This is a genomic window from Methanorbis furvi, assembly GCF_032714615.1.
GTDB lineage: Archaea > Halobacteriota > Methanomicrobia > Methanomicrobiales > Methanocorpusculaceae > Methanocorpusculum > Methanocorpusculum furvi.
This window is the reverse complement of sequence record NZ_JAWDKA010000010.1, coordinates 16,871-29,242: the sequence shown is the minus strand read 5'-3', so window position 1 is coordinate 29,242 and position 12,372 is coordinate 16,871. Positions and strand designations below refer to the sequence as shown.

Genomic DNA, 12,372 nt, shown 5'->3' with positions numbered 1-12,372 from the left:
GTCTCCGCTTAGAAGAGCAGCAGCAGTGCAATCACAAGACCGAAGATGACGATGGTTTCCGGAAGCACAGTGAAGAGAAGTGCGAGACCGAACATGTCGCGGTCTTCTGCGGTTGCTCCGACTGCGGCTGCTCCGATACCCATTTCACCGAGACCGGTTCCGACACCGGCGAGACCTACTGCGAGACCTGCACCGATTGCTTTGTATCCGACTGCCATTGCCTGTGCTGCTTCAACTGTCATAGTTTCAATTGCCATAGTTTTTACTCCTCTGAGAATTTGCGTTTAAGTCCAAACGGATTGTACTTGATACCTCCACCAACGTAGAATTTGGTGAAGAATTCAACGTAGTGAAGACGAATCGAGTGGAGACCTCCACCAAGGAGACCGAGACCTACGTTGAGGGCGTGACCGCATATGAATATGAGGACACCAACAATAATCATTATTACACCGACTGCATCGAGGTTTGCAAGAGCCGGGTCAATGAACATACCAAAGGAAAGGTAGTTGACGACCATTGCGATTGCAACCGACGACAGACCAACTGCGGCGATACGGCAGAAGGAAAGTACGTGCGAGATGATTGTCGGGATTTCCATTAAGTCGAGCACATTTTCCTGTGCAAGGAATATGCATCCGAGTACGAGCAGAATAAGTCCGGCAAGTGCGCTCACGGTAAGGCCGGGGACGATCACTGGGGAGTTCGTAAAGTCAGGCATCATGCCCGAGATTCCAAACATCTGTTCGATCGAGAAGAACGACCAGACGAGGATTAAAAGACCCCAGAGGATAGCGATCCATCCAAACTGTCCGATGATTGCTTTTGTTCGGTGTTTTCCTGCATGGTCCATTCTATAGTGGTTAATCATTCCGAAGATACGGCCGACGGTGATGTAGATGATACCAAACCATACGGACATAATCAGCAGAGGGATTGCGTCAGGGCCGGTTGCGTGAGCGGCGTCGGCTCCGATCGCCAGATGGCGCTGGAACATGACGGCATGCCACGGCAGGGCATATCCTAAGCATTCACTATAGAGTATTCCGAAGAATATTGTTGAGATACTTGCTCCGACGAGAATTTTGATAAGGTTTTTACCGCCTTCTCCTTTGAACATTGCCATCTTTCGAACGAGCAGTGCAAGGATTAAAAAGATGATACCGTATCCCACATCACCAACGATGAGACCGAAGAAGATCGGAAACATGATGGCGAGAATTAAGGTCGGGTCAATTTCATTGTATCTTGGACGTGCATAGACGTCCATGAAAAGTTCAGTGGGCTTTGCGAACGATGGGTTGTTATACTCCACCGGTATTGCGGTTGCATCGACGTCACCGTCGTCAACCGTTACGTATACGCTGCCGCCGGTTGCCTGGGTTAAGCCTGCGGTGATCGGTTCGATGTGATCAGCGGGGACCCATCCGTCGATGACGAATGCTTCCTCAGTGGTCGCAAACCGCAACGGGGCTTCGGCACGTTCCACATCACCGGACAGTACTTCGTCGCATGCGGCGAGTAAGTCGGCGTATTTTGCTTTGAGCTCGGAAATTTTTCCGTTTGCTTCGGTGAACGCGGCTTTTGCCTGGGTCTGGTCGGCAGTGTACTTGTCAACTGCGGCCTGGACGCTTCCGGTTTCGTTTGGTATGGTAACGGACTGGAAGTCTGCGTCGGAAAGTGTGCGTTCGACCTCTACAACATGCTGCTTTTCGACGAATACGACGATGAAGTTTCCATCTTTGCGTGCCGCATAGTATTTTTCATGCGGGACGTCGATGGTAACATCATTTCCGATTGTGCCGGCGATTGCAGTGATGCTGTCGTAACCGCGGTAGAGATCCATCTCAAGCGGTACGAGTGCAAAAGGTCTGAGTTCTGCTATGCGCTGTTCGCATTCCCGAATACGTGACTCTGCGGTCGATCGTTTTACCGTGAGATCGTTTACTTCTGCTTCGATTGCAGGAAGTTCACGCTCAATTGCTTGTCGGATCGATTCTACAGGACGTTTGGGAACGTCGAAAAGCGTTTCGGGGCTTGTCTGAAAGACGTTCTCGAGAGAACGAATTTTCAGCAGGTTGGTGGAAAGGTCGCCGGCCCCCTCAAGAGGGGTGCCTATGCGTACACCTTCGTAACCTTCCTTCCCCTGATCTACAAAATCGGTTATGTGGAAGACTCGGTGACGGTATAGTTCAGTCACAACTGACGTCATCTGCCCTTTTGGCGCTGCAATGAGCAGATGCGTCATCGATTTAGGCTGAAACATGCAGTTTCTCCTTAAACCGTTCTACAAACAACGAGGATGCCTGCGGGAGTTTTTTACTTCCGGCGGCAATCGTGGTTTCGGCATCTGTTTTGCCCTGTTCCACGATTGCGGCATGCTTTGCTGCTGCAACATTTCGTGCATCTGAAAGACGCTGCTTTTTGTAATCCTCGGCAACATTAGTTGCCTTGGCAATCAGGTTGTCAGCTTCAAGTCGGGCGTTTGCAAGAATTTGCTCACGTTCGGCCTGGGCTGCAGTGATCATGGATTTACATTGGGCTTCGGTTTCTTTGATGCTTTTTAAAACCTCAGTTTTCATCCAACCCTCCTCTCACGGCAACATAATATTAGGTGAGCATTAGTGTTTATACTTACGTTCTTTGGTTCCGGCAACAGGGTAAGAGGTTATGAAGAAAACCATTCTGCTTTGTGCGGAGGGAGGGGAGGAGGGGGAGAGCGCAAGTGGTTTTACGAGGACAATTATATCTGAGAAAAAAAAGTGATCAGTATTTTGGCTGGGAAATTTTTTCACTTATCATCCCTCGTCACAAATCTATATGCTTTCAAAGGAGGTACTACTATAGTAGTATGATCCGGCCAGCGTCAGATGATGGAGTTACGGAGATCATCGGGTTCGTGCTGATTATGGGACTCGTGGTCATAGTTCTGTTTATTATGGCTCTCACTATTCCTCCAATGAATGGAGCGGAGCTGGAGAATGAACTGGCGCTTGGCGCGGTGCAGGATATTTCGAATCTGAAGTATGATATGGATCTTTTGTGGGAGGATGCGAGACTGAAGAATGTGACGCGGAGTGTTTTGATCCAGCTTTCGACACCAAAAGAGGGAATGATTTCGATGCTGCCGGCGTTCAAACCAACAATTGGTTCAGCGACGCTGACTGCGGGGGTCTCGGATCTGAATATAACGATTGGCGAGGATAATACTACATACGATAACTTCCTGCGGCTGACTTATGCAACGTCAAATCATTATACTGAAAATTCTGTGGTGATGTATGATGCAGGCGCAGTGTTTACAGGAACACAGACGTATCAGTCAATGCTGCTTGCTCCAAGTGTGGGAAAGGGAAGTGACGGCACGCTGTTTATTGTTCTGCCGAGACAGACACTGGGTGAGACAAGTGTGCTGGGAAACAGTTTTGGGGTGGTAAACTATACGGTGGGTGTTCAGAGTACGAAAGAGTTCTCTGGAAGTATAGGAAGCCCGGTCATGATAAAGGTCTCTTCATCGAATGAGCAGGTGAGAAAAGCCTGGGAGAATGTGCTGAGAAATTTCGACCCCCAGGGTAGCGATGGGGAATTCAAGTACGATGGAAAAGTCAAGGTTTTGTCGGTAGATTATGCAATGAAAGTTCAGGGAGCAGTACCATGGCAATGAGAAAACCTGACGAGGGAATATCGGAGGTGATCAGTTTTGTGCTGATTCTTGCGATGCTGATCTTAGCGTTCACCATCTGGACACTGTATGCGGTTCCGGCAGGAGGCGAGCGGATGGAGGAGATTCATACGGCAAACATTCAGATGCAGTTTTCCGATTTTAAGTCGGGTGTAGAGAATGTGTGGATTGCAAACTCTACCGGGGTTGTGCGGGAGAGTGTGTTTATGCTCGGGCCGGATGTGTCGGAGAGCGGGCTTGAGATATTATCGTTTCCTTTGACAAAGGCCTCAGGGACGCTGAGTGTTACAGCTAATACGAGTATGGGGCCTTTAGTACATGTAGACGGGGTGGCAGACTACTGGCCGGTTGTTGTACGCTATTCAGGGAAGAATGTGTACACAAGTGATCTGACGCTGGAGTATTCAGGCTATGATAATTCGGTGAAGGCATACGGACCATCAGGAAATCTTTTGTACGTTCTTCCGGGATCGAATCAGTACAAGGTTCTGGTGCCTGAGGGTACGAAGTCGGAGATTTCGGGCAATGGTCGTGCGGTGATTGAGTACCGGTTGGTTGGCAATGAGACGAATAATTATCTGTATAATATGGGAGTGCGGCCATGAGGCAAAATTCTGATGCGGGCTCAACGGTTGTAATCGGGTTTGTGATTCTTTTAATGCTGATTGCTCTTGGAATTGGTATCTGGGCACTGATCAGTCTGCCGGCTGAGATTAAGGAGGCAGAGAGTACGCATGCGATTAAGCTGTCAAATGCATTTCTGGATCTGAAACTGTCAGCTGATAGGGTGCGAGTGAATAATCTTTCCGGCGCACGATTTTCGATGCTGATGCCGGGGAGCTCCGGGATGAGCGGGACAACGATCGGATTTGAGAAAAACGTTGGAAAATTGTATATGGTGTGGAGCGGAGGTGAAGGGCAGATCCCGCAACCTCCTTTAGAGGGAAAGGAGGTTGAACGAATTTTTGCACAGATTGGCGGTTCGCGGGGGACGACGGTTATTGGATATGAGGGAGGAGGAGTGTTCCGGAGTGATAATGGGAAAGCGGTATGGCTGACGCCCGGGTTGTTGGAGATTTATCCAGATACAACAGAGAAGGAACGGACGACGGTCAGGGTGGATATGGTTGTGGTGAATCTGACAGGGACGCCAGGAGTGAGCGGCAACTGGGGTGTGCCGGTTGATTGTGTATTTGTTGAACGTAATGATATTCAACCAAATGCAGAGAACAGAACGATGACAATTTCGTTTACTGGCGGGAATGAGGAGCAGACAGACCTATGGTATGCTCAGTTCATGGAAACACAGTTGCGCTATTATAAGAACTACCCTAATTGTACCATTGACGTGGAGGCAAAGAATGAAGGAGAATATGCGACGCTGACGATCACAGCTGGTAGTGATGAATGGGTGAAGGTCTATATTCGCGAGGCGACATATGATGTATCACTTGTGAAACGTTATGAAGTCTGATGATGGTGTTTCTCCGGTTGTGGCGGTTGCGCTTCTGATCGGCCTTGTGGTAACGGCGGGAGCGGTTATCGGTCTTGTGATGCTTTCGACACTTGAGGATGCGTCAGGTACGATACCGGATGTGCGGTTTCAGACGTCGGTTGACGGGAAGAGTTTGTATCATGCAGGAGGGGACGCACTGCCTCTGAGAAATTTGGTGTTTTATGATACAGCTGCAAGAGAGAATATGTCTGTTCAGCTGGTAAAGGGAGGAAATACCTATGCGGGGTCTCTTGATGATAAAATATGGGAAACAGGGGATAAGATTCAGGTCCCGAACGGAAAGCTGAGCGTGTTGTCAATTGTTGGGCTTGACAGCAAAAACTATCCTGCGCTGCTGTACATGGGAGCGAATGCGGCGGTGCTGCCAATCGGAGATATGGTGCCGGACGAGTGGAAGGAGCAGCAGAGCGGGGGAGAGGAGGAACCTGATTTTCCGTATGTACTTGATCCAGAAATAACAGTCTCTTGGCAAGATATTATAGCAAGAGTACAGAATAGCGACTGGATCCCAAAGGGGACGAATATTGAAAACAATATTCTTGTCGATGAAACAACAGGTAAATACTATTATGTCTACGTCTCGTACACGACAACGATTACTGAGAAAGATATACAGAACCCTATTGAAGATTTTGTAAACTCAAAAAATAATGCGGTAGCGATAGACTTCTCCCAAAAAATTTACACCTATGAAAACGATACGGAATATGTTCTCAATGAGGGTAGGCTTTGGAAAAAAGAAGGCAATAGTGAGAGGGGGCCTAAGAAAGGATCGTTGTATGTATATAATGGGGTACTATATCTTGCAATCCAAAATGCATGGGCAGGGGCAGTAGATCCAGGAGATGGGAGGGGAAGTTTATGGCGAAAGCTTGGGGACGCAATATAATCGTATAGACATCAACCCACGAAATATTCGAGTTCTTTTCCAATCTCACCCCTTTTTCAAACGAGAATAAATCACCCCTACTCTCACCCCACAGACCCTCAGTTGCCCGTGATAAGGATAGATAAAATTGAATGTATCCCACACTCGGCACGACAAACTTCATGCCAGAGTTGAAGAGAACTGCCCCAAACAGGATTGCGAACTCGACGGGTGTGGTGCGGGAGAGTGTGTTTATGCTCGGCCGGATGTGTCGGAGAGCGGGATGGAAATTTTGTCGTTTCCGTTGACGAGGGCTTCGGGGACGCTGAGTATTACGGCGGATACGAGAGAGGATACTGTATATATAGAGGGAGAGGGCGTAACCTGCCGGCAGGCTCTGGTGCTGATTGGTCTTGGAATCGGTATCTGGGCATTGATCGCGATTCCAGGTGAGATTAAGGAAGCGGAGAGTACGCATGTGATTGAGTTGTCGAATGCGTTTATGGATCTGAAGCTCTCGGCGGATAAGATGCGGGTGAATGATCTTTCCGGCGCACGATTTTCGATGCTGATGCCGGGGAGTTCGGGAATGAGTGGGACAACGATTGAGTTTGAGGAAACGGGTGGGAAGTTGAGTATAGTGGGGACTGAAGGTATACCTCCGAAGACGTGGAGTGTCGAGAGGCTGTCTGCGCGGGTTGGAGGAACACGAGGGACAACGGTGATCGGCTATGAGGGCGGGGGCGTGTTCCGTAGTGATAACGGACATGGAGTGTGGCTGACGCCGGGTCTTCTTGAGGTGTATCCCGATACAACAGAGACGAATGCGACAGTCAGGGTGGATATGGTTATTGTGAATCTGTCCGGGGCTGCTATGGCCAGCAGTAACTTGGCGGCTCCCGTTGATTTCCAGTATGTTGAGAGAACGGATGATTTTACCTGGTCAAAAGCGACGAATAATACGCTGGAGATTTCGTTTACAGGGGGTAGTAAGGAACAGAGAGATCTGTGGTATGCTCTGTTCCGGGAGTCCGCGTTGCGCTATGATGAGAAGCCAGACTCCCAAAAAATTGAAGTGAAGGCAAGTAATAATAACGGAGAATATGCGACGTTGACGATCAATGTCAAAACAGGCGGTGATGAATGGGTGAAAGTCTATGTTCGCGAGGCGACCTATGATGTATCACTGATGAAACGTTATGAAAGCTGAGGACGGTATGTCTCCGGTTATTGCGATCGTACTTTTGATTGTCCTGATAGCGATAACACAGAAACTCTTATTGGTCTGGTGATGTTTGCGGCGATGGGAAATGCGTCAGGGACACTACCTGATGTGCGGTTTCAGGTGTCGGTCGACGGGAAGAGTTTGTACCATGCGGGAGGATATGTGTTGTCGGATAAGTGGACGTGAACTCGACTGAACACTGAAACGGATCAATGCGGTATAAAATAAGAGGCAGAAACAGTGATGATCTCAATACGGTACAGTAAATGAATCTACCTGCCATCGCACAATCCAGACAAAATCAGAATCTTGATAATGAGATATAAGGAGACGACTATCTAGCATACTACGGTCAAGGAAAGATGAAAATGTTTCTCGTAAAATGTAGCCAAAAAGGGATTGAATAGAGATAAGAATTGTATGAAATAAGAAAATGGATGGGATTAGATTGACATAATCAATTCAATGTTGCAATCAGTAGCCAGTATCCCCCTGGAGGGGGGGAATGATTATTGTCACCATCATTTAAGGACTGTTTTGCAACATAAAGGCCTCCATCCTCACTAAGATAAAGAGAACCTAACGTGGGATAATTTCCACCCCAAGCAGCTTTATCCTTTAAGGAAGAGTCGTAATCTTTTGATGTCAGACGCTTGGATAGATCCAATAAAACCACTGAGGAGTACTCCGGCTTTGTTGCATGTTCCTCAAGAGAGGGTTTGGGAGAGGGAATATTCCCTATAGTACCCCAGGAATCGAAGTAGCAGAGATATGTGCCACTTTTTTTGTCGTAATAAATCGTATTAGGACGCTTATTATTGTCTCCTGGTACGGTAGTATCCCAATCGATCATAATTCCAGTCTCAAATTTATAATCATCCCAACTACTTCCATCACCTGTCGGTGGATTCACTGTTGGTGTAGCTATCGGCACCCCTCCGCTCCCCCGCACAGTCACCATCCTCTGATAGAGCATCTGTACTGTCCCGTCCTCAAACGTCCCGACCAGCGTGAACAAAGCATTACCATTCGTACTGGACCCGGAAACCTTCAGCAGATATGGGATGCCCACCTGCGTATTATTGATGAATCCATTATCTTCAAACGTCACGCCGGTGATATATGCGTTCAGAGACACCAGCGTATCCGCATCATAGCCACCCATCACGGTGAGGAGAAACGCATTCTCTCCTGACGGCACCATATAGATCTCTACAAACTTTGTATCCTCCTGCTCGCCTCCAATGGCTCCCATCACAACACCTGTCACGATCACAACAAGTACGACCGCGATGGCAATCAGCAGAATTGTTGCAATAGTCGGAGAGACTGCATCCTCATTCTGTGTTCCTGATCTCATGATAATCTACTATAGATACTCGATACCTCATAATAGTATGGTTATGGTAATACTTTCGGAATACAATTTACAAGGGATGGAAAATATTTCACCTGATTTTTTTATCTGAACAGGGTTCTACGACGTCGAATTTCATAGTTTAGGATTTTTGTCCTTGGTTTCACTCGTGATAATCATGGAGCGCATGCTTTCGGCGTGTGAACCATCCCGCTGTTTCGCGGGAAAACACGGAATTTTATTGAAGAATATACGAAATAAAAAAAATCTTGGTCGAACGAAAATCGTTTGGTCGATAGAGGAAGAAAAAAATTCAGATCCAGATCATCGAACTGCACTCGTCCGAAAAGGAGTTGGTGATGAAGAAAAACAGGAATGGAACGAAGAGTCATCGTGTGCCCGAAGATTTTGGTGGACCGATGACGGGGTAAATGGAATTGACACTGCCTGTGTTGTTGGTCAGATAGAGAATAGATAAAAATCATCAACATCTTCAAACGGTCTAACGACAAGACCAAACACTATGGCGCTGCCAATAAGAGCCGTAACGAGGTGTCATTGAAATTACAAGTAAAAAATAAAAAAATAGCAGAATAATCTGCCAGAATTATGTTGTTGATACTGTTGCTGGAATTCCAACGGTGTTGGTGTAAATGACCTGAGTCGTGTTGTCCAGGAACTTTGCAGACACAGTTACAGTACCGGAAACTGATTTTCCTGCATCAGTTGTTGTGCCGAACTCATATGGCTTACCAACAACAATAGTTTCACTAACAGCACCCAGATTAGTACCATCAAGGTAAACATTCATTCCATTAATCTTACCTGAATCGGAACCACCGGAGACAGTGACAATTACACCATGTTGAGATGTGTTAGAGAATGGAGTGACAATCACACCAACGCTCTTGGTCTCGCCAACGCCGCCGACCATACCCATTACAACAGCGGCAACAATTGCGACAAGCACAACGGTGATAGCCACCAGCAGAATCGTACCGATAACCGGTGAGACTGCATCATTTTTCTTAGCTACAGACTTCATAATAAATAATTGTATGATGCAATCAGGATATAAGGATATGGGTAGACAGGCCAGAATGAAAAATTCAGTCAAGTCCATTATTACAATTCCATTTTGAAATAGACACAATTATAATGAGCATTTACCTGAAATCGAACACTCATGAATTCATCAAAGATTACTCCTGAAATACCCATGGCGCGCAAACACCTCACATCTGATGATCGAAAAACCGATGATCAGGCACCCAGAACTCACCCACCGCAACATTTTATCCCTTTCCTCCTCCAACCATATATCAAACATGATAGAAACCATACTGATGATCATTGTCGCCATCGCAATCGCGGCAATTCTCTTCTTCTTCCTCAGAAACGGGCTGAAACTCCTCATCAACGCAGTCTGCGGAGTCGTCATCCTCTTCATCGTCTCGTACTTCAACCTCGCACCAATCGGCGACCTCTCCGTAGCACAGGTAATTGTCTGCGCAGTGGGAGGAATTCTTGGAGCCGCACTCCTTATCATCCTCTCATTCTTCGGAATCGTCATCTAAAATTCTTTTTTTTGTGGGCGTACTTGGAGTAATCACAAGTCGCATATCGAAGGCATGCTTCCCGTTTCATCGTGTTCATTGCTTTGCAACTTCGCGAAATAACACGAATAAAAAAATCGCCATTGGCGATTTTTCATTCGCGTTATTCGCGTTTCAGACTCACGACATGAAGAAAAACTTCAGTGTAACAAACACAATCATCGCAATAGCCATCATAATGCACGAATGCTTCACGCCCGCAAGTACTGAGCCCTCACCCATCATACCAGCCACAAGCCCGGAACAAAAACCATGAATCACCACTGAGTGATAGATCAGACGATCATACATATCAAGGGAAATACCGCCGCCACCGGTCATACCACCAACAATTGACATCCCGTCTCCCCCCTGAACCATCATCGGCAGAAACATCACCACAAGAATACTCTGCACGAACACAAACACAAAGAATGCCAGATACACCACCATCACATACAGCAGCATATCACCGCGGCGCTCGGTCTTCATAGTCACCATACTCTTCGCATCCTCGGCAATGATCTGCAGAACCTCAGACAAACGGTTCGTAAAGTGCTCTGCCTGAGAGATCAGAATAGTCATCCGATCAATCGAACCAAGACGCACCGTATCACTGAATCTCTGGATAGCATCCGTGATCAGAGCGCCCCAGTAAACATCACGGCGGATCAGATTGATCTCACCCAAAATATTACTCTTACCCTCTGTTGCAATCAGCCCGACAGCCTGCCCGAGCGTCATGTTGTGCCGCACTGCAGAAGCCATCTGATCCGCAAAGTCAGGAATGGCCTCCTCAACGCGCCTGGCATTCCGTGACTTTATTGCATAAAACACCGCAAACGGAATCAGCACAACCAGAGCGCCAGCCATCACAATATCCTCGGTCGCTGTAACCCAGTCAATAAACGTCCATGGCGTCAGAGGAACAGACACAAACAAAAAGTACAAAACGCCGATCACTATCAACGCACACGGAACACTGAACAGCAGCACCAGCTCAGGATGGAGTTTCATATGAGCAACAGGAGAACTCACAAACGAACGATATTTTATTTTTTTATCATTTTCCGCAAGCTTTGCAAACATCAGCGACTCGGATTCAGTTGGCATCACCAGAGGAATTGAAGGAAAATGCTCAGGCTCCTGAACCGAAGCCATCGCATGAAGCTTCTCTGACTTATCCTCATGAATCTCTGAAATAATATCCAGCATCAGCAGGAAAATCGCAGTCCCGAACGGCAACATCACGTAAATGATCACAGCGAGGATCAAAGGATTCGCACTGGAGATCATACCCATCACCATCACCACGATGATAATGAACAGAGGGCCCGCGACGAAGATTGTAATATACATCTCCGCAATAACACCAAGCGTATTCAGATACACTTTCTGGGAAATACGAAGCTCGTTGCGAAGCTCCTCCACCTTCATCCGCAGATAGTCAGTCGCAGTTCCCATGGTCTTGTACGAAGACGAAAGGCCGGTCAAAAAAAACCGGAACTTATCCGAAGGCGTCGTCTCCGAAAGCCTCAGAAGAGCAACATACAGATCAGATGAGGTCATCTCACAATCAAAAACAACCTGCCGGAGTTCGTGTGCCGCCTCACCATAGTAAGGCGCCGCATGCTTTGCAAGAGATGCAATAACTGCGTACAGATTCGGCTCACTGTGATGCAATGCATACAAATACGTCGCCACATTGAAAAGCGACAGATCAATACGCATTTTTCGGCTGTTACATTCCACAATTGGGAGGTATAAAATCGCGACATGGGCAGCATACATCGAAGCAACTGCGATCAACAGCCAGACGGAAACGATGATCGCACCATAGACAGGAAATACTGCGAAGAAAGAGAGCGGCACAACCAGCTGTGACAGATAAGCGAGCAGGATAAACGTCGCTATACCTGCAAGAATTCCTGAGAGGATAGAGATGGAAAACAGTCTCTCTGCTTTGATATGCATCCTGGCAGAAAAAAGCTGCCCCTCCAAAACGTCCAGACGCCCCTGACGATAACTGGAAAAAAAACCTCTGCCGACACGCGGTAAATCCCCGGAAACAGGCTGATGGGGAACAGCACCGCTCCTCTCCGGAAGCGGTGTGTCGCCTCCCAACAATG

General features: G+C 47.4%; 13 protein-coding genes. 7 read left to right on the top strand and 6 right to left on the bottom strand.

Annotated features, from left to right (window positions below; translation table 11 throughout):
* Positions 1-8: 8 nt before the first annotated feature.
* Genes McpAg1_RS08505 through McpAg1_RS08495 form a run of 3 tightly spaced genes read right to left on the bottom strand, consistent with a single transcriptional unit; the run spans position 9 to position 2,582 of the window.
* Positions 9-257, bottom strand: a complete 249-nt coding sequence (locus tag McpAg1_RS08505; protein ID WP_338094884.1) for an ATPase — start codon at positions 255-257, stop codon at positions 9-11.
* A 5-nt stretch (positions 258-262) separates the two neighbouring features.
* Complete coding sequence (locus tag McpAg1_RS08500) at positions 263-2,266, bottom strand: V-type ATP synthase subunit I (RefSeq protein ID WP_338094883.1); 2,004 nt, start codon at positions 2,264-2,266, stop codon at positions 263-265.
* Complete coding sequence (locus McpAg1_RS08495) at positions 2,253-2,582, bottom strand: ATPase (protein WP_338094882.1); 330 nt, start codon at positions 2,580-2,582, stop codon at positions 2,253-2,255. The genes McpAg1_RS08500 and McpAg1_RS08495 overlap by 14 nt, the downstream gene beginning before the upstream one ends.
* A gap of 269 nt (positions 2,583-2,851) precedes the next feature.
* Between McpAg1_RS08495 and McpAg1_RS08490 the strand changes: the two genes are divergently transcribed.
* The 5 genes from McpAg1_RS08490 to McpAg1_RS08470 all read left to right on the top strand — a co-directional run bounded on the left by McpAg1_RS08490 (position 2,852) and on the right by McpAg1_RS08470 (position 7,276).
* Positions 2,852-3,664 carry a hypothetical protein gene (locus McpAg1_RS08490; protein ID WP_338094881.1) on the top strand — a complete coding sequence of 271 codons (813 nt, stop codon included), beginning with the start codon at positions 2,852-2,854 and terminating at the stop codon, positions 3,662-3,664.
* Positions 3,655-4,287, top strand: a complete 633-nt coding sequence (locus tag McpAg1_RS08485; RefSeq protein WP_338094880.1) for a hypothetical protein — start codon at positions 3,655-3,657, stop codon at positions 4,285-4,287. The genes McpAg1_RS08490 and McpAg1_RS08485 overlap by 10 nt, the downstream gene beginning before the upstream one ends.
* On the top strand, positions 4,284-5,156 hold the full coding sequence (locus McpAg1_RS08480) for a hypothetical protein (RefSeq protein WP_338094879.1): 873 nt from the start codon (positions 4,284-4,286) through the stop codon (positions 5,154-5,156). The genes McpAg1_RS08485 and McpAg1_RS08480 overlap by 4 nt, the downstream gene beginning before the upstream one ends.
* Positions 5,146-6,087, top strand: coding sequence for a type IV pilin domain-containing protein (locus McpAg1_RS08475; RefSeq protein WP_338094878.1), 942 nt, complete (start codon positions 5,146-5,148; stop codon positions 6,085-6,087). The genes McpAg1_RS08480 and McpAg1_RS08475 overlap by 11 nt, the downstream gene beginning before the upstream one ends.
* A 262-nt stretch (positions 6,088-6,349) precedes the next feature.
* Positions 6,350-7,276 (top strand): hypothetical protein, encoded by a 927-nt coding sequence (locus tag McpAg1_RS08470; RefSeq protein WP_338094877.1) that lies wholly within the window; start codon positions 6,350-6,352, stop codon positions 7,274-7,276.
* Positions 7,277-7,748: 472 nt separating this feature from the next.
* On the opposite strand, the gene McpAg1_RS08465 is transcribed toward McpAg1_RS08470, so the two are convergent.
* Entirely contained in the window at positions 7,749-8,651 is a 903-nt protein-coding gene (locus McpAg1_RS08465; RefSeq protein WP_338094876.1) for an archaellin/type IV pilin N-terminal domain-containing protein, read from the bottom strand.
* A gap of 175 nt (positions 8,652-8,826) precedes the next feature.
* Here McpAg1_RS08465 and McpAg1_RS08460 point away from each other — a divergent pair, with 175 nt between their 5' ends.
* Positions 8,827-9,126: a hypothetical protein gene (locus McpAg1_RS08460; RefSeq protein ID WP_338094875.1), complete on the top strand. Its 300-nt coding sequence runs from the start codon at positions 8,827-8,829 to the stop codon at positions 9,124-9,126.
* Between the two features lie 129 nt (positions 9,127-9,255).
* Here McpAg1_RS08460 and McpAg1_RS08455 read toward each other — a convergent pair whose 3' ends face one another.
* Complete coding sequence (locus McpAg1_RS08455; RefSeq protein WP_338094874.1) at positions 9,256-9,693, bottom strand: type IV pilin domain-containing protein; 438 nt, start codon at positions 9,691-9,693, stop codon at positions 9,256-9,258.
* Positions 9,694-9,976: 283 nt separating this feature from the next.
* Here McpAg1_RS08455 and McpAg1_RS08450 point away from each other — a divergent pair, with 283 nt between their 5' ends.
* Complete coding sequence (locus McpAg1_RS08450) at positions 9,977-10,225, top strand: pro-sigmaK processing inhibitor BofA family protein (protein WP_338094873.1); 249 nt, start codon at positions 9,977-9,979, stop codon at positions 10,223-10,225.
* 159 nt (positions 10,226-10,384) lie between these two features.
* Here the strand turns inward: McpAg1_RS08450 and McpAg1_RS08445 are convergent, their stop codons facing one another.
* Positions 10,385-12,217 (bottom strand): type II secretion system F family protein, encoded by a 1,833-nt coding sequence (locus McpAg1_RS08445; protein ID WP_338094872.1) that lies wholly within the window; start codon positions 12,215-12,217, stop codon positions 10,385-10,387.
* Between the last annotated feature and the right edge of the window lie 155 nt (positions 12,218-12,372).